This window comes from Ensifer sp. NPDC090286 (assembly GCF_044769565.1).
Classification (GTDB): Bacteria; Pseudomonadota; Alphaproteobacteria; order Rhizobiales; family Rhizobiaceae; genus Ensifer.
The window spans coordinates 102,785-123,687 of the sequence record NZ_JBIVYF010000003.1; the positions used below are offsets into that span (position 1 = coordinate 102,785).

The window sequence follows — 20,903 nt, forward strand, 5'->3', positions numbered from 1 at the left end:
CCGTCGTCCGGGTTTTCATTTCTCAAGACGAATTGCTGTTTTTTCAATTCGTTGGCTGATGGTATAAATCCGGGCAACTGACAAGGTAGTGTCAGGAGCGTTGACGACGGGAGCGGTTTTCGATGCGCAAGGCGGCACGGCTTTTCGAGATCATCCAGATCCTCCGGCTTGCGCGAAAGCCCGTTACGGGCGCGCAAATGGCCGAGACGCTGGAGGTGACGGTCCGCTCGATCTACCGCGATATCGCCGCACTCCAGGCGATGCGCGTGCCGATCGAGGGCGGCCGCGGCATCGGCTACATCCTTCGGCCCGGCTTCGACCTGCCGCCGCTGATGTTTTCGATCGAGGAAACGGAAGCGATCGCCCTGGCGCTGGCGCTGCTGGCGCGAACCGGCGACGAGGAGCTGAAGGCGGCCGCCGGCCGCGTCAACCAGAAGATCACCGCCGCCGTGCCCGAACCGCTCAGATTGGCGTTCCGCTCGCAGGCGCTGCATGCCTGGGGAACGATCGCCCCCTCGCCCGCCGGCATCGATCTCGCCCTAGTGCGTCGGGCGATCCGCGACGAGCAGAAGCTCGAGCTCGACTATCGCGACGAAATGGGCCGCGCCACGGAACGCACGATCCGGCCGGTCGCGCTGATCTACTATTCGGAAACCGCCAACATCGTCGGCTGGTGCGAATTGCGCCAGGCGATCCGCAACTTTCGCGCCGACCGCGTCGAGCATTGCCAGACGGCGAACGCCTATTTTCCGGGCGAAGGAGACCGTCTCAGGGACCTCTGGGTCAGTGGCTGGAAGACACCGCCCGCGGCTGCCTGAGCCTGGCCTCACCCGCATCCGGCACAAACGAAAAGACCCGGCGCAAGCGCCGGGTCCAAAGGTCATGCATCGAAGACGGGCAGCTTACTTGGAAGCCGCTTCGTACATTTCGAGCACGTAGTCCCAGTTGATCAGGCTGTCGACGAAGGCTTCGAGGTACTTCGGACGGGCATTGCGGTAGTCGATGTAGTAGGAGTGCTCCCAGACATCGACGCCGAGGATCGGCGAGGCGCCGTGAACGAGCGGGTTTTCGCCGTTCGGGGTCTTGGAGATTTCAAGCTTGCCGTTCTTGACCGAAAGCCAGGCCCAGCCCGAGCCGAACTGGCCGGTGCCGGCGGCGATGAAATCGGCGCGGAACTTGTCGTAGCCGCCGAGGTCGGACTTGATGGCCGCTTCGAGCTTGGCCGGCAGGCTGGTGCCGCCGCCGCCCTTCTTCATCCACTTCCAGAAGTGGACGTGGTTGTAGTGCTGGCCGGCATTGTTGAACAGCGGCTGGTTGGTGCCGTAGGACTTCTTGACGATCTCCTCGAGCGACAGGTCGGCGAGGCCGGCCTCTTCGGCAAGCTTGTTGCCGTTGGTCACGTAAGCGAGGTGATGCTTGTCGTGGTGGTACTCAAGCGTCTCGCGCGACATGTAGGGCGCCAGCGCATCGTAGTCATAGGGAAGGTTCGGCAATTCGAAAGCCATGTGGGCATCTCCTCTTGGCATGGAATTTCGTCGGGAAATCCGTGAGCGGGAACATAGGCACCGACCCCCATGGAGGCAACCGATGCAATGCCAATTTTTCCTCAACCCACGGAATATACTTTCAACATCATTTTGAAAGCATGACACTTTCGAGCACATTCATGCCACGGTTCGCGTGCAGCTTCGCGACCGTTGCAACCATGCATAAAGGACAATCCATGCCGCAGCGTCTCATCCCCGCCTTCGCCCTCGCCGCCGCCACAACGTTCATTGCGTCCACGGCTGCCGCCTCCTCCGGCGATGCATGGGAAAGTTTCCGGGCAGAGGTCTCGGAAAAGTGCCTGGCGGCCGCCGCGTCACTGGAAAAGGCAAGCGCGGTCGTCGACCCCTTCGGCTCGGAAAGCTTCGGCCTGGCGCTGGTGATCGGCACGCCCAAGGGATCCGACACCGCCGTGACCCAGATCTGCGTCTTCGACAAGCAGAAGAAGACGGTGGAGCTCGGCGGCGAACTGACACCCGATACGGTCAACATCGCCGTTCCGACGAAGGCACAGTAGATCAATGAGCGGAGGGTCGCGGGCGACAGCTATCGCGGCCCGGCCGGTTATGCCTGACTGAGCCACGAGGCGCGGGCACTCGACGTTTTAACCCGGTCGCGGTGGCGACGGTCCGTGGTGCGATCTCCAGCCCGTCACAACCTGCCACCGTCGGCCACAACGAGTTGCGAATCGATACACATGCAATTACCGGGACGATACCAACCGGAGATTGTCATGAAGTCCCTACACATCGCCTCACTTGTTGTTGCCCTCACGACCCTTGCCGCCTGCGCACCATCACAGGACGAATATGCCCGCCTGCAGACCGCGGTCCAGGGCAGCCCGGCCATGCAAAAGGCGCTGCACAAGGATTGCGTCAGCAAGAAGTGGTCGAAAGCCGACCGCGACTACGGCGCCTTGCTGATCAGCGTTCCACCGGGCAAGGTTCAGGCTGTCGTGTGCAAGCGCATCGTTAACGCCTTGGCGTCCGGCCGGCTCAAATATGCCGACGTCCGACAGCTCACGAGCAACCAAGGGCCAACGGTGAACCTCATCAAGATCCTGCAGGGCCGATAGGCCAGCGGCCGCATCGGCAACCATCGACGCCCAGCCGGTCAAGCAGACCGGCTGGATGTGGCTGCCTGCTTCGACGACTGCGACACAGCCGCGTTACGGACATGGCATGTCGCTTGAGCTTCAACAGCGCCGTTGATAGATCTTGGTCATGGTAAGCGATACCCACGAGAGAATCCTGGACGCAGCCGAGCGCCTCATGGTGTCGAGAGGCTACAATGCGTTCAGCTATGCCGACATCTCCGCCGAACTGGCCGTCGGCAAGGCGACCATCCATCATCACTTCCCGACCAAGGCCGACCTCGCAACCGCCGTGCTTGCCCGCTACCGCAACAACAATCGCCGCAGCGTCGAGGGACTGTTTGCCGCCGTCAGCGATCCGGTCGCCCGGCTCGAAGCCTATGTCGGCTACTGGGAAGACTGTATCGCGAAGCAGCATGCGCCCTTCTGCATCGGCGCCCTTCTCGCCTCGGAGATCCCCGCCTTGCCCGATAGTGTCGTCGGGCAGGTCCGCGGCCATTTTGCCGATCTTTCCGGATGGCTCGGTGCGGCGATCGAAGACGGAGTGACCAGCGGCCACCTGAAGGCTGCGCATGGACCGAAGGCTGAGGCCGAGACCCTCATGGCCACCGTTCACGGCGCGATGCTCGCCGCACGCGTTGCTGGCTCCGATCCGGCGGTGTTTTCCGCAATCGCCCGACCGGCACTGGACCGGCTGGTGGTCGGACCGTGACGGGGGATCAAAAGCCGTGGCGACAAAATGGACATTTGCAGCACGGTGTTCCCGTGGGAACGGCAGGTTCGAGCCGCCGGCGCTAGAAATTGACGTAACGGACGCGATGGCAAAGGGACCATTGCGTTTTCTTTTGACAACCGCGCCGACCAACTAGTCGGTCGAGACTTGAAGGAGCAAGTTCATGGCAAATCCACTTTCCACGCTCGGCATCATCCATACCGCAATCAGTCTCGCCCCTGTCGCCGCAGGCCTCTACGGCTTTGGACGCTACGGCGCGATTGCCCCTTCCACCCGCTCCGGCAAGATCTACCTCGCCACGCTCATTCTCGCGGTTCTGACCTCTGCCGGGCTTTCAAGCACCGGGGGGTTCAACGCGGGGCATGCGCTGGGCCTCGTCACGCTGGCGGTGGTCGCCGGAAGCCTGGCGGTCGACAGGCTCGCCTTCGTCGGACGCCTGAAGCCGTACCTGACGACGCTGGGTCTCTCGTTCAGCTACTTCCTGCTGATCGTGCCGGCGATCGCCGAAACGCTGAAACGCCTGCCCGCCTCGCAACCCCTTGCCAGCGGGCCGGAATCGCCGATCGTGCAAACAACACTGCTTGTCTGGCTGGTGATTTTCCTGTCCGGCCTTACCGTGCAGGCCTACCTGATCCACAGGCGCGCCGCAGCCACGGCGCGCCCTCCGCGCACGCATTGATGTCCGATAAGGACGGTTGGCCGCCTTCATCAGCGTGCGGCCGGGGCCACACGCTGATGAAGGCCCCGGCTACGTCAGATATCGCGGGCCGCGTGCGCCCAGTCCATGTAGAGATCGCGCGCCTTGGCGGCGACCGGGCCGGCCTGCAGGTCGCGGCTTTCAAGACGCGTGACCGGCAGCACTTTGGAGTAGTTGCCGGACGTGAAGATCTCGTCGGCGGCTTCGAAGTCGGCCATCGTCAGCGTTGCCTCGACCACTTCGAAACCGGCTTCGCGCAGCAGCGTCATCACACGGAAGCGGGTGATGCCGGCAAGGAAGGTGCGGTTGGCAGCCGGCGTAAAGACGACGCCGTCCTTGACCAGGAAGACGTTGGAAGAGCCGGTCTCGGCTATGTTGCCGAGCATATCGCGCACCAGCGCATTGTCGAAGCCGCGCGAGCGGGCCTCGGTCAGGATGCGCGCGTTGTTCGGATAGAGGCAACCTGCCTTGGCGTCGGTCGGCATCGATTCCAGCGTCGGCCGACGGAAGGGCGACAGCGTCAGCGACGAGCCGCCATGGCCGTTGCCCATCGGCGCCTCGAACAGGCAAAGCGCAAAACGGGTCGATTCCGGATCGATGGCGACGACGCCGGCCGCACCGTGCTCGGCCCAATACATCGGCTTCACGTAAAGTGCTGTCTTGCCGTCGAACTTCTTGGCGCCTTCCCAGGTCAGCGCCTCGATCTCTTCCGCCGCCATGGTAGGCTTCAGGCCAAGTGCGGTCGCCGAACGGTTGACGCGCTGGCAATGCAGGTCGAGGTCGGGGGCGACACCGTCGAAGACGCGGGCGCCGTCGAATACCGTCGAGCCCAGCCACATCGCGTGCGAGGTCGGGCCGATCAGAGGCGGATTGCCCGAGAGCCATTCACCATCGACATAGGTCCAGGTCACTGAGCGGGGGGATGTATCGACGGCCATCTGCGTCTCCTTGAGGTTTTTATTCTAGTCTTTCCGCATACCCCGAAAAAACAGCATCGGGGTGAATGGGTCTATCAAAAAATGTCATGGCGACCGTTCTGGTACCGCGACGGCCTCTCGCTTAGTCTCCTCGGCAAAGAAAGGGAAAGCCGTGCGCATCAAGCATCTCGACGCAGACGACGTGGACATCTTCCGCCGCATCAGGCTGGAAGCGCTCAACCGCGACCCCGATGCCTTCGCCTCGACGGCGGCCGACTGGGAGCGGCTTTCAACGGAGGAATGGCGGGCGCGGCTGACCGCCAACGCCGTATTCGTGGCCTTCGACGGCGATGAACCGGTCGGCATCATGGGGCTGATGCGCGAGCGCGCGAGCCGGCTGGCGCACCGCGGCACAATCATCATGGTCTATGTCTGCAACGCTGCACGCGGGTCCGGCGTGGCGCAGCAGCTTCTCCAGCAATTGACCGACCACGCGCGCTCGGCCGGTATCCGGCTGCTCGAGCTCGTGGTGCGTGCCGACAATCCGGCGGCGATCCGCTTTTATGAACGCGCGGGTTTCTACAAGATCGGGCACGTTCCCGGCGGCATGCGCGACGGCGACCGGGAGGTCGACGAATTTCTGATGGCGCGCCACATCGACGGTCGCGCCCCACCCATTCAGCCATTAAAAGGAGCGCCCCGATGAAAGCCATGTATTACGACGCCTTCGAGAAGATGCCGGAAATCCGCACCCTTCCGGATCCGACACCGACGGAGAACGGTGTCGTCATCAAGGTCGAGGCAACGGGGCTTTGCCGGTCCGACTGGCACGGTTGGATGGGCCATGATGCCGATATCCGCCTGCCGCATGTGCCCGGCCACGAACTGGCGGGCGTGGTGACTGCCGCCGGCCGCGGCGTCATGCGCTACAAGGTCGGCGACCGCGTCACCGTGCCCTTCGTTTCCGGCTGCGGCCGCTGCGGCGAATGCCGTTCCGGCAACCAGCAGGTCTGCGAGGCGCAGTTCCAGCCGGGCTTTACCCATTGGGGCTCGTTTGCCGAATATGTGGCGCTCGACTTTGCCGACCAGAACCTCGTGCACCTGCCTGAAAGCATGGATTTCGCCACGGCGGCGAGCCTCGGCTGCCGCTTCGCCACCTCCTTCCGCGCCGTCGCCGATCAGGCCAAGGTCAAGGGCGGCGAGTGGGTGGCGGTGCATGGCTGCGGCGGCGTCGGCCTCTCGGCGATCATGATCGCGGCCGCCCTCGGCGCCCAGCCGATCGCGATCGACATTGCCGAGGACAAGCTCGCCTTCGCCAGGAAACTCGGCGCGGTCGCGGTCATCAATGGTCGCGAGGTTGGGGACGTGGCAGCGGCAGTGAAAGACATCACCGGCGGCGGCGCCCATGTCTCGATCGACGCGCTCGGCAATCCCGTGACCTGCTTCAACTCGATCAAGAACTTGCGCCGGCGCGGCCGCCACGTCCAGGTCGGGCTGATGCTCGGGGACCAGGCGACGCCGCAGATCCCGATGGCGCAGGTGATCGGCCACGAGCTCGAAATCTACGGTAGCCACGGCATGCAGGCCTGGCGCTACGACTCCATGCTGGCGATGATCGCCGATGGCAGGTTGAAGCCGCAGCAACTGATCGGCCGGGAAATCTCTCTCGAGGAGGCGATCCCCGCCCTCGTCGCCATGGACCGCGCCACCGATCTCGGCATCAGCGTCATCACGGGTTTCTGATAGCAGGCTGGAAACGTCGGCAGGCAATATGATACGCGCCCATTCCGACTCACCGTCCGCATGCGCTAGCCTTGTCCGCAAGCGGGGGCAAGGCAGATGACCATTGCGAGACGGCGAAGACTGATCAAGCGGCAGCGCACCGGCACGGCGCTGGCCGTCGCCGCGACGATCTCGTTTCTCGCCGGCATGACCGACGCGATCGGGCTCTTGAGCATCGGCGACTTCGTTTCGTTCATGAGCGGCAACACGACCCGGGCGGCGATCGCACTCGGCGACGGCGATTTCATCGGCGCCCTGCTGCTGGTCGGCGCGCTCGGGGCGTTCATCCTCGGCAACGCGCTCGGCGTGATCGTAGCCGCACGGCTCGGCGTCGTCGGCGTCCTCTCGATGGTCAGTCTGGTGCTGATGCTCTGCGCCGGCTTCGGGATCTCGATGCCCCGACCCTTCTATTTCTACGGCATCGTGCTTGCCATGGGCCTGGTCAACGCCGCCGTCGAACACATCGAGGGTCTGCCGATCGGGCTTACCTACGTGACCGGCGCCCTTTCCCGTTTCGGGCGCGGCCTCGGACGCTGGCTGCTCGGCAACACCAACCGCCAATGGCTCATGCAGATCGTGCCCTGGCTCGGCATGTTCTCAGGCGCCGTCGCGGGCGCCGTGCTGCAGCGGCACTTCGGCCCGGCCTCGCTCTGGGCCTCCTTCGCGCTCAGCACCGGGCTCACGCTGGCCACCATTCTCGTGCCGTCGCGCTGGTCGAAGCGCTACACCCATCTTGGCTGATCCTGCTCCGGCCACAGCTTTTCGCCTCTCGCCAAGTTTTTGCCCTTAAGCCCGGACGGGTTTCAGGGCAAAATCCGCGCTGAAGAATCACGAGCGAGGTCCTGCCATGGCGCTTGCGGCAGCCGTTACTGCGGATGAACTTTACCATCCCATCCTCAAGGCCAATCCGGCGCATCCGTCCGGCTGGCCGATCCGTGCGATCGTCAGTTCGCAGACCGAGGCGCGGCACAATCGCGCGCTCTGGGCGCCGACGCACCTGATCTCCATCCGCGCGCCCGGCAGCCGGCTTCTGTCGATGATCGAGTTGCTGCCGGAAAATCACCTGGAACTGTTTTTCGGCGACACCACCGATCCGGACGAGCCGGATGCGGCACTCCCGCAGGCGGTCGAGGCCGCCTTCGCTTTCGTCGACCGTTTGCCCGAGGACGCGCATCTGCTCGTCCATTGCCTGCGGGGCATTGGCCGCGCGACGGCGCTGACGCTCGGAATTCTGGCGCGCTACATGCCGCCGGAAGACGCTGCTGCAGCCCTGCATGCGTTGCGGCCGGAGGCCAAGCCGAACCGGCATGTGGTCAACCTTTGCGATACGGCGCTCGGGCTCAAGGGCAAGCTCGCCAAGCAGGCGCTACGCTTCCCGGCGAAAGTCTGGAAACCGGCCAAAGCCTGAGGCAGGAAACGTGCCTTCGAGCGGCCGACCGTTGTGCGATGCACAAATATTTGACATGATCCGCGTAAAGAACGGTGACAGCGTGCTGCCCGATCGGGCATGATGCTGTAAGCCTTTGTTTTCGGATGGGCTTTGACGTGGCATGTGTGCCCTGTCGGCCAGCGCCGAAGACAGCAGACGGGAGGAAACGATGTCCCACGCGGCCTATGTGTTTGACGCCTATGGCACGCTCTTCGACGTGCATGCGGCCGTCAGGCGCCACGCTGAGGAGATCGGTCCGGACGGGCAGGCTTTTTCCGAACTCTGGCGCGCCAAGCAGCTCGAATATTCCTGGGTGCGCTCGCTGATGGGCAGCTACCAGGATTTCTGGAAGCTGACCGAACAGGCGCTCGACTTTGCCTTCGCGCGCTTTCCCTCCGCCGACCCGAAGCTGCGCAAGCGGTTGCTCGACGCCTACTGGACGCTCGACTGCTATCCGGAAGTGCCGGCAGTCCTGAAGGGCCTCAAGGAGCGCGGGGCGCGGATCGCCATCCTCTCCAACGGCTCGCCGGCCATGCTCGCGTCAGCCGTGCGCAACGCCGCACTCGATATCGTCATCGACGACGTCTTTTCGGTCGATGCGGTCAAGGCGTTCAAGACGGCGCCTGCCGTCTACGATCTCGTCACCACCAGCTACAGGCTCTACCCGCACGCCGTGTCGTTCCAGTCGTCTAACCGTTGGGACATTGCCGGGGCAACGAAGTTCGGCTTCCGCACCGTATGGATCAATAGGGCGGACATGCCGGACGAATATCGCGATCACGGGCCTGCCTTGATCCTGCCCTCTCTCGAAAGTCTGCAATTCGGTATCTGAAGGAGTTCCCGATGGCCTGGTCGCCCGCGCAGTATCTGAAGTTCGAAGATGAACGTACTCGACCAGCCAGAGACCTTCTCGCCCAAGTGCCCGACCTGCCGGAAGGCCTCGCCTTCGATCTCGGCTGCGGCCCGGGAAACTCCACCGAACTCATCCGCGACCGGTTTCCCTGGAGCACACTTTCCGGCCTCGACAGCGACGAGAACATGCTCGTTGCCGCCGCCAAGCGGTTGCCCGGAGTATCCTTCGAAAAGGCGGATCTTGCGAGCTGGGTTCCTCCCGCCGGCGCCTCGCTGTTTTACGGCAACGCCGTCTTCCAATGGCTTCCGAACCATCTCACGATCTTCGAAAGGCTGATGAAGGCGCTCGCGCCCTGCGGCACACTCGCGGTGCAGATGCCGGACAATCTCGCAGAGCCGACCCACGTGCTGATGGAAGAGACCGCGCGCAGCCCGGCTTTCGCTGAGGCCTTTGCCGGCAAGACCATCCGCCGCAACCCGATGCCGCCGCCGGCAACCTATGTCGAATGCCTGGCGCCATGGGCAGCGCGTATCGAGGTCTGGCACACGATCTACTATCATCGCCTCGCCAATGCGGAGGCGATCGTCGAATGGGTGAAAGGGACCGGCCTTAGACCCTATCTCGACGCCCTGCCCGAGGGCCGGCGGAGCGGCTTTCTCGCCGACTACACCGACGGGATACGCGCAGCCTATCCGGCGACGAGCGACGGCAAGGTGCTCCTGCGTTTTCCGCGGTTCTTCATCCTGGCGGTGAAGGCGGCCTGACTTCGTCTGCCCGCCGGGCGCTTACATGCGCTCGGCGAGAAAATCGATGAAGGCGCGGATGCGGGCCGCGAGATGCTCATGGCCGGCATAGACGGCATAGACCGTCTCGATATCACCCGACTGATAGTCCTCGAGCAGCGGCACCAGCGTTGCCGCCTCGAAATCCGGCTCGACATGAAACCGGCCGATCCGGCCGATGCCGACCCCGGCAAGGCAGAGCTGGCGGACGATCGAGCCGCTCGAAACCTGCATGTTGCCAGAGACCGTTCGGTGCTCGATCTGAGACTGGCCAGGCATGCGAAACGCCCATTCGTCGACGCTGCGGCGGAAATTGAAACGAATGCAATTGTGGCCGTCGAGATCGTCAGGGCTTTTCGGGATCCCGTGCTTTTCCAGGTAGGCGGGCGAAGCGATCACCACCGGCCGTGTTTCCATCAGCTTGCGCGCCTTCAGGGATGAGTCGCGCAGCGGTCCGGTGCGGATCGCCACGTCCGTGCGTTCGCCGACCACATCGATCATGCTGTCGGTCAGCGTCAGGTCGAGCTGGACTTCCGGGTATCGCGCCAGGAACTCCGGCGCGAGCGGCATGATGTAGCGCTCGCCGAAACCGACGGCGGCGTTCACCCGCAAGAGCCCGCGCGGCGCCATGCGTCCGCCGGCGGCAACCACGTGCTCGGTCTCGGCAATATCTCCGAGGATCCGTTGCGCCCGCTGGAAATAGACTTCGCCCTCCGGTGTGAGTTGCAAGGTGCGGGTCGAGCGCACGAGAAGGCGCGTGCCGAGCCGATCCTCGATGCGGGTCACCAGCTTGCTGACCGCCGACGGCGACAGTTTCAGACGCCGCGCTGCAGCAGAGAAGCTGCGGGTCTCCGACACGGCGACAAAAACCTCCATCTCACCCGCCCGGTTGTCCATGCTCGTCCTTTGAACTGAATTCACAAACGTTTGTCTGATTATGCGTATTATCGCAAGGAGTGCAAAGGCTCATATTCCGCCCGACTTCAACAACAGCCACACGCCCGGTACTCCCAGCCGGGTGGGAAAGGTCTCGTCGTGCCTATTGCCATACTTGCGCTGACGATCGCGGCCTATGCGATCGGAACCACGGAATTCGTGATCGTCGGCCTCCTGCCGACGGTCGCCACCGACCTCAATGTCACCCTGCCGCTCGCCGGCCTGATCGTCAGCGTCTATGCGCTCGGCGTCACCTTCGGCGCGCCGGTGCTGACCGCCCTCACCGGCCGGATCGAGCGCAAGCCGCTGCTGATCGGCCTGATGGCGCTGTTCATCGTCGGCAACGCCGCCGCAGCATTGTCGCCGAGCTATGAACCGCTGCTCGTCGCCCGAGTCATTTCCGCCTTTGCCCATGGCGTGTTCTTCTCGGTCGGTTCGACCATTGCCGCCGACCTCGTACCGGAAGACCGCCGCGCTTCGGCCATTGCCATGATGTTCATGGGCCTCACCGTCGCGATCGTCACCGGCGTGCCGCTCGGCACCTGGATCGGCCAGACCTTCGGCTGGCGCGCCACCTTCTGGGCCGTGACCGGTCTCGGCGTCGTCGCCCTTGTCGCGATCGCCGCCCTGTTGCCGAACACGCTCTCCAAGGCCCCGCCGGCCAAGCTCATCGACCAGGTTCGCGTGCTCGGCTCCGGCCGCCTGCTGATCGTCTTTGCCATGACCGCGCTTGGTTACGGTGGAACGTTCGTCGCCTTCACGTTCCTCGCGCCGATCCTGCAGGACATCACCGGCTTTTCGGAAAGCGCCGTCAGCCTGATCCTGGTGCTCTACGGGATCGCGATCGCCATCGGCAACATTGCCGGCGGCAAGATCGCCAACCGCGACCCGGTCAAGGCGCTGATCGGCCTGTTCCTTGCGCAGGCGGCCGTGCTCGTGCTCTTCACCTTCACGGCGCCTTCGCCGGTGCTGACGCTGGTCACCCTTGCCGCACTCGGCTTCCTGTCCTTCGCCAATGTGCCGGGCCTGCAGCTCTATGTGGTGCAGCTTGCCAAGCAGCACCGTCCCGGCGCCGTCGATGTCGCCTCGGCGCTCAACATCGCGGCCTTCAACCTCGGCATCGCCGTCGGTGCCTGGCTCGGTGGCGTGATCGTCGCCTCGCCGCTCGGCCTCGGCATGACGCCCGTCATCGGTGCCCTGCTCGTCGCCGCAGCCCTGCTGTTGACGCTGCTCAGCGGCGCCCTTGATCGTCGCACCGGGGCGGCCTACCAAACGGCTTGAACCGCCGTTGCCGAGGACCACCTATAGCCTCATTCCTTTTTCGCCCGGCCAAGCGGCCGGGCGCGCATCAAGCATAACATGCCAAGTACAAGGAGTTACCCACCATGCATTCCGTCAATTCCAACGGCGCCAACATCCCGGCGCTCGGCTTCGGCACTTTCCGCATGCCCGGCGCCGATGTGCTGCGCGTTCTGCCGGAAGCCTTGAAGCTCGGCTTCCACCACGTGGACACCGCACAGATCTACGGCAACGAGGCCGAAGTCGGTGAAGCGATCCAGAATTCCGGTGTCTCCCGTGCCGATATCTTCCTCACCACCAAGGTCTGGGTCGACAAGTATGCCCACCGCGACTTCCTCGCTTCGGTCGACGAAAGCCTGAAGAAGCTGCGGACCGACCATGTCGATCTGTTGCTCCTGCACTGGCCGGGCGGCAGCGACGTGCCGATGGCCGAGCGCATTGGCGCCCTCAACGAAGTGCACAAGGCCGGCAAGGTCCGCCACATCGGCGTGAGCAACTTCAACACGGCGCAGATGGAAGAGGCCGTGAGCCTCAGCGACGCGCCGATCGCCACCAACCAGGTCGAGTACCACCCCTATCTCGACCAGACCAAAGTGCTTCAGACCGCCCGCAAGCACGGCATGTCGATCACCGCATACTACGCGATGGCGAACGGCAAGGTGCCGAACGATCCGCTCCTGAAGGAGATCGGCGCCCGCCACGGCAAGACGGCAGCACAAGTCGCGCTGCGGTGGCTGGTGCAGCAGAAGGACGTGATCACGCTTTCGAAGACCGCGACGATCGATCGGCTGAAGGAAAACTTCGCGATCTTCGACTTCGCGCTCGGCGACGGCGAAATGGCCGAGATCCACGCGCTTGCGCGTGCAGACGGCCGCATCGTCAATCCGGAAGGCCTCGCGCCGGTCTGGGACAAGGCCGCCTGATCTTAGGTTGGGCGGGATGCGGGCGGAGAACCGCGCACACTTTTCCTCATCCCGCCTCTTGGATTGGAGCGGGATGCGAGCGGAAAACCGCGCACACTTTTCCTCATCCCGCTCAGTCATTTCGCCGCCGGCCAATTCCCTGCCGGCGGCGGATACGATATGGACATCGCCTTGAAGACACCGATCAGAGGGAGGGGGCGATGTCGTTGCATGAGGCGCAGGCGAGCGATTTTGCTCCCGACTGGCCGGCGATCATCGCCGTCGTTCTCGGTGTCACCGCTTTCTCGGTGGCGCAGGGGCTCACCTATCCGCTGATCTCGCTTTCGCTTGAGAGCCGCGGCGTCTCGGCCGGCATGATCGGTCTTAACGCCATGGGCTTTGCCGCCGGTCTCGGCGTTGCGACCCTTATTCTCGGCCGGCTGACCCGGCTCGCCTCCGCCGACAAGCTGATCATCGCCAGCCTCATCGGCTGCTCCATCTGTCTCGCGACGCTGGCCTCGACGTCTGAACTCGTCATCTGGTTTGTCGCCCGCTTTGCGCTCGGCTTTTTCGTCAGTATGGTCTTCATGCTCGGTGAAGCGTGGCTGAACACTGCCTGCCCGGACCGGCTGCGCGGCCGCGTCTCCGGCCTCTATGGTGCCGGCATGTGCGGCGGCTTTGCCGCGGGTCCGCTGGCGATCCCTCTGCTTGGCACCAGCGGCGGCCTCGGCTTTGCCCTCCTGGCGATCTACATCGCGCTGGTCGCGTTCCTCACCGGGCTTCTGACCATGGGCGCCCGCACCCGGCCAGAGCCCACCTCGACGCGTGACCTCTTCGCCTTTTTCAAGAAGGCGCCAATCCTGATCCTCATGGTGCTGATGTTCGGTTTTGCCGATATCGCGGCGATCTCGGCCATGCCTGTCTATTTCGTCAAGACGGGCCACAGCCAGGCCTTTGCCGCGCTCAGCGTCACGGCCCTGGCGATACCGACGGCACTCGCGCAGCCGTTCATCGGTGTGCTTCTCGACCGGCTGCCGCGCCGCCGGGTGGCGATCTCGGCTGCCGCGGTCGCTGCCACCGGCTATCTTCTCGTGCCGTTCCTCTCGTCCGACGTGGCGCTGCTTCTGACGTTCGCCTTCATCGGCGCAGCGAGCTTCGCGCTCTATACGGCAGCACTCACCATGCTCGGGGAAGAGTATCGCGGCAGCATGCTGGTTGCCGGCAGCGCTGCCTTTTCGCTCGCCTATGCCGCCGGCAGTGCCGCTGGCTCTGGCGCGACCGGCGCGCTGATGAACTTCATCAATCCGGTCGCCGGCCCGCTCGGCGTGGGCCTCGTGCTCGTAGTCTTCACGTTTGCTTTCGCGCTCAACGGCCGACGCTAGCCCTCGGCGCAGATCCGGGCGAGAGCCTCGCTGAAAACGCGGGCGGCGGGTCCGAGCGGCTCGTCGATCCGGTGAATGAGATAGGCCTCGGCCCCCACCTGACTGTTGCGGCCGAGAGCGGCCGTCGGCATGCGCACGAGCCGGCCTTCGGCAAGGTCGCGCTCCACCTGCCAGAACGGCAGCCGACCCCAGCCTAGGCCCGAACGGATCATCGCATGTTTCGTGTCCTGGCTGCTGACGCGGCAGGTTTGCGGCGAGAGCACGCCGAAGTCGCGCCCGACCGTACGCTGCGACGGATCCGAGAGGACGATCTGCAGATGGTCCGCAAGCTCGGCAGTATCGAGCACATCTCCCCCTGCGCGCAGGCCCAAGGGATGATTTGCAGCGACGACCGCGACGAGTTCGACCGTCGCAAGCGCCCGGCGGGCGATCGCCGGATCGCGGAAATCCTCGCCGACAGTGATGCCGAGCGTGAAGCGGCGATCGACCAGGCCATCGAGCGGCCCGCCGAGCGGCAGGACCGCAAGCCGGATGGACACATCCGGATAGGCGTCCCGCATCTCCTTCAGCGCCAGGCCGACGGTCTCGATCGGAAACAGCGTGTCGACGGCCAGGGAAACCTCAAGCTCGATGCCTTCGCCGAGCCCGCGTGCCCGGGCGCGCATCGCGTCCACCCTGAGCAGGATGTCGCGGGCGTTGGCGAGCAGCGCCTGCCCTTCCGCCGTCAGGACCGGCCGATGGCCGGAACGGTCGAACAGGGCGACACCGAGTTCGGCCTCCATGTTGGCGATGGCGTGGCTGATGGCCGATTGCACTCGTAAGAGCCTGGCGGCGCCGGCGCGGAAGCTTCCGCTTTCGGCGACGGTCACGAAGGTCCGCATCTGATCGAGAGTGAGCGCATCCAGCATGATCGATTCCATAGATCATCTTGATGAAAATTATATCACTCCAAGAGATCAAGAAAAGCACCCATCTTTTGCTTGAACAGAGATGTTCTCCAGAAAGGACAGCGGAATGACCAAGGTGCTCGTACTTTACTATTCCTCCTACGGCCATATCGAAACCATGGCGAAGGCGGTGGCCGAGGGCGCCCGCGCCGCCGGCGCCGACGTCGCGTTGAAGCGTGTGCCGGAGATCGTGCCCGAGGCGGTCGCGATCAAGGCAGGCTACAAGCGCGACCAGGAGGCGCCTGTCGCCACGGTCGCGGAACTTCCCGACTACGATGCGATCATCATCGGCACGCCGACCCGATTCGGCAGCATGGCGGCGCAGATGAAGAATTTTCTCGACCAGGCGGGCGGCATCTGGGCGCAGGACGCGCTGGTGGGGCGCGTCGGCGGGGTCTTCACCTCGAGCGGCAGCCAGCATGGCGGCCAGGAAGCGACGATCCTTGCCACCCATACGGTTCTCTTGCATCTGGGCATGGTGATCGTCGGCCTGCCCTATACGTTCAAGGACCAGATGCGCATGGACGAAATCACCGGCGGCTCTCCCTATGGCGCCACCACGCTGGCCGACAACGGCCGTGGCGGCGATCGCCAACCGAGCGCCAACGAACTGAACGGCGCGCGCTTTCAGGGTCGCCACATCGCGCAGCTCACGGCCGCCCTCGTCGCCGGCCGTGCGCGCGTGCCGGAGCCCGCGTGATGACCGCCACGGCAATCCTTATCCGGGACAGAACCGATTGGACCGGCGTGACAACCGTGGTTGCGGCCGGTGTGGTCGCCGCCATGCAGGTGGGTAAGGGCTTGATTGCCGGGCCGCTGCTGCAGTCCGATCTAGGGCTTAACCTCTCCGCCCTCGGCTGGATCACCTCCGTCTTCGCCATCGTCGGCGTCGTCGGGGGCATGGCCGCCGGCGCATTCGTCACGGCGGCGGGCGACCGTCGTCTGCTTGGCATCGGCATGGCGCTGCTGGCGCTCGGTTCCTTTGCCGGCGCCGCGAGCCCGATATTCACGCTGCTTCTGGTGTCGCGCATCGTTGAAGGCTTCGGCTTTCTACTGGTCGTCGTCGCCGGCCCCGCCATCCTCATGCGGCTGGTGACGCAGGAGCGCCGCGATGTCGTCTTTGCGCTCTGGAGCTGTTTCATGCCCGCGGGCATGGCGATCGCCATGCTGACGGGGCCTGCCTTTGCCGACTGGCAGGCGATCTGGTGGAGCAACGGCTTGCTCACGCTTGCGAGCCTCGTCTCCATCTTCCTCGCCGTTTCGCCGTCCCGGCAAGCATCGCGTGTCACCACGCGCTTCAGGGACGGTGCCGCGGAAACGCTGACGAGCCGCGGCCCCGTGCTGCTCTTCGTGCTGTTCTCGCTCTACAGCCTGATGAGCTTCACGCTTTCCAGCTTTCTCCCGATCCTGCTGATCGAGCGGCTGCAGGTCTCACTTGGGACCGTTGGCCTCTTGAGCGCCGTCATCACCCTGGTGAACGTCTTCGGCAATCTGGCGGCCGGCCATCTGCTGTCCCGCGGCTTTGCCCGCGGCAGGCTGGTCGCGAGTGCCGCATTGCTGACCGGCCTGGCCGGCCTTTGGATTTTCCTGAGCCCGTCAGGCGGACATCTGATCCTGGCGCTCTGCATCCTGTTTTCCGCGATCGGCGGGCTCATCCCAGCGACGCTGATCTCTTCTGTGCCACTCCTGTCGCCGCGTCCGGTGCTTGCGCCAATGACGATGGGCCTGCTGATGCAGGGCAGCAACTTCGGGCAGCTCGTCGGCCCTGTTGCGGTCGGAACCGCAATCGAACACTACGGATGGGCTTCAGGGGCGGTCTTCATCGGCGCCGGCGCCGTTCTTTGCATCGCGCTGGCGCCCACACTCGAACGGACGCTACGGGAAAGCAGACCCGAACGCTGAGACCAGCCGCAGCCAACAAAAAACCCACCGGCAGATGCCGGTGGGTTTCGTTTTTGCAGTCGAGACGACCGTATCAGGCGAACCCGTATCAGACGAACCCGTATCAGACGAACTGGCTGAGGCCCGGAACCGAAGCGACGACTTCGTCGACCACGTCGGCGCCAGCCTTCTCCTTGGCGAATGCGATGGTTTCCTTGGCAAGCCCGGTGATTTCACCCATGCCGAGGCCCTGGCTCATCAGCTGCTGGCCAAGCGCCATGACGCCGCCGCCACCGATCGCCGACATCAGACCGCCGAGCAGGCCGCCGCCGCCGGTGCCTTCGCCGTTGTACTGCGCGATCAGCTCGGACGCGCCCGGGATCGCTTCGATCATCTGGGCAACCGGACCGTCGGCGGCTTCGCGCTGCAAGAAGCCGAGGATCATGCCGACAGCCTTTTCGGCCGTTGCCGGCTCGATGCCGACATTTTCAGCAACGCGCGTGACCAGTTCATTCATGGAGAAACTCCCTCATTTTGGATTTTTGACGTTGACGTCAAGGTAAATGATCACTCACCAAATAACAAGCCGTGAGCCGTGACTATCGACCCGTCTATATCGCCGCTTTCCGGTCGCGGATGGGCACAGCCTTGTTGCCGGGCGCAACCGCACCACCTATAACAGAAATCCAGGCACATTTCGATGACGGCGCGACACCGCGACACTGCGAACCGCCCGCTTTCATTGATGAAACGGAGATGAAGCCCACATGTTGGAAGAAGGCAAGCTCTTTATCGGCACCAGCCGCAAGCCTGATGATTCGATCAACAAGGGCGAGTATCTGGAGCTCAAGTTTGGCAACCGCCACGGTCTGGTCACCGGCGCCACCGGCACCGGCAAGACGATCACCCTGCAGGTGCTCGCCGAAGGCTTTTCCAACGCGGGCGTCCCGGTCTTCTGCGCCGACGTCAAGGGCGACCTCTCCGGCATCGGCGCGATCGGCGAGGCCAAGGATTTCATCTTGAAGCGTGCCGAACAGATCGGCCTGCCGACGAACCCGTACGAGTTTCAGGAATTCCCGGTCATCTTCTGGGATCTCTACGGTGAAAAGGGCCATCGCGTCCGCACCACCATGTCGGAGATGGGCCCGCTGCTGCTGTCGCGGCTGATGAATGCGACCGACGCGCAAGAAGGCGTGCTCAACATCGCCTTCAAGATTGCCGACGAGGGCGGACTGCCGTTGCTCGACCTCAAGGATCTGCAGGCGCTGCTCAACTACATGGGCGACAACGCCAGCGCGCTCTCCAACCAGTTCGGTTTCATTTCCAAGTCCTCGGTCGGCTCGATCCAGCGCGAGTTGCTGATCCTCGAACAGCAGGGTGCCGAACATTTCTTCGGCGAGCCGGCACTGAAGATCTCCGACATCATGCGCACCACCAATGACGGTCGCGGCGCGATCTCGGTGCTTGCCGCCGACAAGCTGATGATGAACCCGCGGCTCTACGCCACCTTCCTGCTCTGGCTGCTGTCGGAACTGTTCGAGGAACTGCCGGAAGTGGGCGACCCGGACAAGCCGAAGCTCGTCTTCTTCTTCGACGAGGCGCACCTGCTCTTCAACGACGCGCCGAAGGCACTGATCGAGCGCGTGGAACAGGTCGTGCGCCTGATCCGCTCCAAGGGCGTCGGTGTCTATTTCGTCACCCAGAACCCGCTCGACGTGCCGGACACGGTTCTCGGCCAGCTCGGCAACCGTGTCCAGCATGCGTTGCGCGCCTACACGCCGCGCGACCAGAAGGCGGTGAAGACCGCCGCCGACACCTTCCGCCCGAACCCGGATTTCGACTGCGCCACCGTGATCACCAATCTCGGCACCGGTGAGGCTCTCGTCTCCACGCTCGAAGGCAAGGGCGCACCCTCGATGGTCGAGCGCACGCTGGTGCGCCCGCCGCAGTCGCGCGTCGGCCCGATGACCGAGGCCGAGCGAAAGAAGGTCATGGAGGTCAGCCCGGTCCGCGGTCTTTACGACGAGGATTTCGACCGTGAATCGGCCTACGAGATCCTGGCAGCACGCGCCAAGAAGGCGTCCGACGCGCAGGCTGAAGCCCAGGCTCAGGCCGGTCAGCAGACGAGCGAGGCGAGCACCGGCGGCAGCCGCTGGACGCTGCCGGGCTTTGGCGACGACGATCAGGCGGCACCGGCCGGCAAGCAGGCGCGTCCGCGCAGTTCCGGCTACCAGCGCGAGACGGTCGTCGAAGCGGCAATGAAATCGGTCGCGCGCACGGTCGCGACCCAGGTCGGCCGCGCCCTGGTGCGCGGCATCCTCGGCAGCCTCAGCCGGCGCTAACCACGGCCGGCCGACGCGGCCCATGCATTCCCACGCGCCCTGCCCCCATCAGGGCGCGTCCTTGCACCGAATTTCTGAAGAAAGCTTAAGTCCAACGCGGAGTGTTTGAACGGTACGGCGAAATTGCCCGACGGCCTGCCGTGCCGCCATCAATGCCGCGTCTTGGGAACGGTGACTGCGCTCAGGCGACGCCCGCTCACCGCGACGGCGGCGCGCTGGGTGGCGGCGTATTCGTCCGTCAGCTCCAGCAGAGCCAGAGCGATCTCGTCCCAATGCCACCCTGCCCGCTCGGCGAGATCCGTCAGCAGTTCGAACTCCTCGCGCAACGCGGTTGCGCATTCGAGCTCGCGCTGGGCGAGTGTGCAGGTTCTGGTTTTCGGCCTGGCGATCATCCTATTTTACCTCCTGCTCATCAACGCCCAGCGGGACCATAGGTTCCAGCAAGGCCCAGCCGGAGCCTCGGTTCGAGCACCGCACAACGCCTCCAAGGGGAACCAATCGGTCGCCGGGCCGTTGGCTAGGGACAGGAGGTACTGTCATGAAGAAAATCATCCTAGCCAGTTTTGTAGCGAGCCTTGCCTTTTCCGGCGTCGCTCTGGCTCAGACCACGACGGTCGTCGTTCCCGGCGAGGTCAAAACCTACGTCCTTCAGCAAACCAGCCCATCGGTAACCTATGACGGCACCGTCGTGGTGGGCGAGCCCCTGCCCGACACGGTCGAGGTCTACCCGATCCCGCAGCAGCCAACCTACGGCTATGTCGTCGTCAACCAGCAAAGGGTGCTGGTCGACCCGCAAAGCAGGCGGGTCATCGAGGTTCTACAGTAGACCGGCACGAAGCATGTCGGAAATAGAAGAAGCCCAGCGGAGACCGCCGGGCTTCTTTCAATAGGGTACCTGAGGAAACTCAGGCGACGGTGAGCTTCACGTCGATGTTGCCCTTGGTCGCATGGCTGTAGGGGCAAACGATATGCGCCTTCTGGACGAGATCTTCGAGCACGGCCTTGTCGACGCCCGGCGAAGAGATTTCGAGTGCGGCGTCAATGCCGAAGCCGGTGCCATCTTCGCGCGGACCGATGCCGACGGTTCCCGTCACCGTGGTGTCTTCCGGAAGTTTTACCTTCTCCTTGCCGGCCACGAATTTCAGCGCGCCGAGGAAGCAGGCCGAGTAGCCGGCAGCAAAGAGCTGCTCGGGATTGGTGCCGCGGGCGCCGTCGCCGCCGAGTTCCTTCGGAACGGTGAGCGTGACGTCGAGCACGCCGTCGGCGCTCTTGGCCTGGCCGGCGCGGCCACCGGTTGCAGATGCTGTGGTGCGGTAAAGAATGGGCATTGGCGGGGTCTCCTTTGCGTTTCCTGAGTGAACGCGATTTAGATAGCGCAAAATT

At 64.2% G+C, this 20,903-nt stretch carries 25 protein-coding genes; 18 read left to right on the forward strand and 7 right to left on the reverse strand.

The window, feature by feature from the left end:
• The first annotated feature begins 122 nt into the window (after positions 1–122).
• Entirely contained in the window at positions 123–818 is a 696-nt protein-coding gene (locus ACIQUG_RS15730; RefSeq protein ID WP_402323109.1) for a helix-turn-helix transcriptional regulator, read from the forward strand.
• Positions 819–902: 84 nt separating this feature from the next.
• On the opposite strand, the gene ACIQUG_RS15735 is transcribed toward ACIQUG_RS15730, so the two are convergent.
• Positions 903–1,505: a superoxide dismutase gene (locus tag ACIQUG_RS15735; RefSeq protein WP_043610924.1), complete on the reverse strand. Its 603-nt coding sequence runs from the start codon at positions 1,503–1,505 to the stop codon at positions 903–905.
• A gap of 218 nt (positions 1,506–1,723) precedes the next feature.
• Between ACIQUG_RS15735 and ACIQUG_RS15740 the strand changes: the two genes are divergently transcribed.
• The 4 genes from ACIQUG_RS15740 (at position 1,724) to ACIQUG_RS15755 (ending at position 4,050) form a co-directional block, all read left to right on the forward strand.
• A complete protein-coding gene (locus ACIQUG_RS15740) occupies positions 1,724–2,062 on the forward strand; it encodes a hypothetical protein (protein WP_402323110.1) in 339 nt (112 codons plus the stop codon).
• A gap of 216 nt (positions 2,063–2,278) precedes the next feature.
• Positions 2,279–2,620 (forward strand): hypothetical protein, encoded by a 342-nt coding sequence (locus ACIQUG_RS15745; RefSeq protein ID WP_402323111.1) that lies wholly within the window; start codon positions 2,279–2,281, stop codon positions 2,618–2,620.
• 148 nt (positions 2,621–2,768) lie between these two features.
• Positions 2,769–3,350, forward strand: a complete 582-nt coding sequence (locus tag ACIQUG_RS15750; RefSeq protein WP_402323112.1) for a TetR/AcrR family transcriptional regulator — start codon at positions 2,769–2,771, stop codon at positions 3,348–3,350.
• A 184-nt stretch (positions 3,351–3,534) separates the two neighbouring features.
• A complete protein-coding gene (locus ACIQUG_RS15755) occupies positions 3,535–4,050 on the forward strand; it encodes a hypothetical protein (protein ID WP_402323113.1) in 516 nt (171 codons plus the stop codon).
• Positions 4,051–4,124: 74 nt separating this feature from the next.
• Here the strand turns inward: ACIQUG_RS15755 and ACIQUG_RS15760 are convergent, their stop codons facing one another.
• The gene (locus ACIQUG_RS15760; RefSeq protein WP_402323114.1) at positions 4,125–5,006 is read right to left on the reverse strand and encodes a branched-chain amino acid aminotransferase; all 882 of its coding nucleotides are present in this window, start codon (positions 5,004–5,006) and stop codon (positions 4,125–4,127) included.
• 151 nt (positions 5,007–5,157) lie between these two features.
• Between ACIQUG_RS15760 and ACIQUG_RS15765 the strand changes: the two genes are divergently transcribed.
• The 6 genes from ACIQUG_RS15765 to tam all read left to right on the forward strand — a co-directional run bounded on the left by ACIQUG_RS15765 (position 5,158) and on the right by tam (position 9,813).
• A complete protein-coding gene (locus ACIQUG_RS15765) occupies positions 5,158–5,691 on the forward strand; it encodes a GNAT family N-acetyltransferase (RefSeq protein ID WP_402323115.1) in 534 nt (177 codons plus the stop codon).
• Positions 5,688–6,728, forward strand: a complete 1,041-nt coding sequence (locus tag ACIQUG_RS15770; RefSeq protein WP_402323116.1) for a zinc-dependent alcohol dehydrogenase family protein — start codon at positions 5,688–5,690, stop codon at positions 6,726–6,728. Before ACIQUG_RS15765 ends, ACIQUG_RS15770 begins: the two co-directional genes overlap by 4 nt.
• 96 nt (positions 6,729–6,824) lie before the next feature.
• Positions 6,825–7,508, forward strand: coding sequence for a YoaK family protein (locus ACIQUG_RS15775; protein WP_402323117.1), 684 nt, complete (start codon positions 6,825–6,827; stop codon positions 7,506–7,508).
• A gap of 106 nt (positions 7,509–7,614) precedes the next feature.
• Positions 7,615–8,175: a phosphatase gene (locus tag ACIQUG_RS15780; RefSeq protein ID WP_402323118.1), complete on the forward strand. Its 561-nt coding sequence runs from the start codon at positions 7,615–7,617 to the stop codon at positions 8,173–8,175.
• A 190-nt stretch (positions 8,176–8,365) separates the two neighbouring features.
• A complete protein-coding gene (locus tag ACIQUG_RS15785) occupies positions 8,366–9,028 on the forward strand; it encodes a haloacid dehalogenase type II (protein ID WP_034789254.1) in 663 nt (220 codons plus the stop codon).
• An 11-nt stretch (positions 9,029–9,039) separates the two neighbouring features.
• A complete protein-coding gene (tam, locus tag ACIQUG_RS15790) occupies positions 9,040–9,813 on the forward strand; it encodes a trans-aconitate 2-methyltransferase (RefSeq protein WP_402323119.1) in 774 nt (257 codons plus the stop codon).
• Positions 9,814–9,834: 21 nt separating this feature from the next.
• Here the strand turns inward: tam and ACIQUG_RS15795 are convergent, their stop codons facing one another.
• Positions 9,835–10,728 (reverse strand): LysR family transcriptional regulator, encoded by an 894-nt coding sequence (locus ACIQUG_RS15795; RefSeq protein WP_402323120.1) that lies wholly within the window; start codon positions 10,726–10,728, stop codon positions 9,835–9,837.
• 138 nt (positions 10,729–10,866) lie between these two features.
• Between ACIQUG_RS15795 and ACIQUG_RS15800 the strand changes: the two genes are divergently transcribed.
• From ACIQUG_RS15800 to ACIQUG_RS15810, 3 genes are all read left to right on the forward strand, one after another.
• A complete protein-coding gene (locus ACIQUG_RS15800) occupies positions 10,867–12,048 on the forward strand; it encodes an MFS transporter (protein ID WP_060603996.1) in 1,182 nt (393 codons plus the stop codon).
• Between the two features lie 104 nt (positions 12,049–12,152).
• Positions 12,153–12,989 carry an aldo/keto reductase gene (locus tag ACIQUG_RS15805; protein WP_402323121.1) on the forward strand — a complete coding sequence of 279 codons (837 nt, stop codon included), beginning with the start codon at positions 12,153–12,155 and terminating at the stop codon, positions 12,987–12,989.
• 200 nt (positions 12,990–13,189) lie between these two features.
• Complete coding sequence (locus ACIQUG_RS15810) at positions 13,190–14,350, forward strand: MFS transporter (RefSeq protein WP_402323122.1); 1,161 nt, start codon at positions 13,190–13,192, stop codon at positions 14,348–14,350.
• Here the strand turns inward: ACIQUG_RS15810 and ACIQUG_RS15815 are convergent.
• Positions 14,347–15,258, reverse strand: a complete 912-nt coding sequence (locus ACIQUG_RS15815) for a LysR family transcriptional regulator (RefSeq protein WP_402323123.1) — start codon at positions 15,256–15,258, stop codon at positions 14,347–14,349. The genes ACIQUG_RS15810 and ACIQUG_RS15815 overlap by 4 nt on opposite strands.
• 106 nt (positions 15,259–15,364) lie before the next feature.
• On the opposite strand from ACIQUG_RS15815, the gene wrbA reads away from it, so the two are divergent.
• Positions 15,365–15,997: an NAD(P)H:quinone oxidoreductase gene (gene wrbA, locus ACIQUG_RS15820; RefSeq protein WP_043610952.1), complete on the forward strand. Its 633-nt coding sequence runs from the start codon at positions 15,365–15,367 to the stop codon at positions 15,995–15,997.
• Complete coding sequence (locus ACIQUG_RS15825) at positions 15,997–17,199, forward strand: CynX/NimT family MFS transporter (RefSeq protein WP_402323124.1); 1,203 nt, start codon at positions 15,997–15,999, stop codon at positions 17,197–17,199. Before wrbA ends, ACIQUG_RS15825 begins: the two co-directional genes overlap by 1 nt.
• 103 nt (positions 17,200–17,302) lie before the next feature.
• Here ACIQUG_RS15825 and ACIQUG_RS15830 read toward each other — a convergent pair whose 3' ends face one another.
• A complete protein-coding gene (locus ACIQUG_RS15830; protein ID WP_034789243.1) occupies positions 17,303–17,695 on the reverse strand; it encodes a hypothetical protein in 393 nt (130 codons plus the stop codon).
• 250 nt (positions 17,696–17,945) lie between these two features.
• On the opposite strand from ACIQUG_RS15830, the gene ACIQUG_RS15835 reads away from it, so the two are divergent.
• Entirely contained in the window at positions 17,946–19,520 is a 1,575-nt protein-coding gene (locus tag ACIQUG_RS15835; protein ID WP_402323125.1) for a helicase HerA-like C-terminal domain-containing protein, read from the forward strand.
• Between the two features lie 149 nt (positions 19,521–19,669).
• On the opposite strand, the gene ACIQUG_RS15840 is transcribed toward ACIQUG_RS15835, so the two are convergent.
• Positions 19,670–19,912 carry a hypothetical protein gene (locus tag ACIQUG_RS15840; RefSeq protein WP_402323126.1) on the reverse strand — a complete coding sequence of 81 codons (243 nt, stop codon included), beginning with the start codon at positions 19,910–19,912 and terminating at the stop codon, positions 19,670–19,672.
• A 146-nt stretch (positions 19,913–20,058) separates the two neighbouring features.
• Here ACIQUG_RS15840 and ACIQUG_RS15845 point away from each other — a divergent pair, with 146 nt between their 5' ends.
• The gene (locus ACIQUG_RS15845; RefSeq protein WP_192447517.1) at positions 20,059–20,346 is read left to right on the forward strand and encodes a DUF1236 domain-containing protein; all 288 of its coding nucleotides are present in this window, start codon (positions 20,059–20,061) and stop codon (positions 20,344–20,346) included.
• Positions 20,347–20,425: 79 nt separating this feature from the next.
• Here ACIQUG_RS15845 and ACIQUG_RS15850 read toward each other — a convergent pair whose 3' ends face one another.
• On the reverse strand, positions 20,426–20,848 hold the full coding sequence (locus tag ACIQUG_RS15850) for an organic hydroperoxide resistance protein (protein ID WP_043610962.1): 423 nt from the start codon (positions 20,846–20,848) through the stop codon (positions 20,426–20,428).
• Positions 20,849–20,903 lie beyond the last annotated feature (55 nt).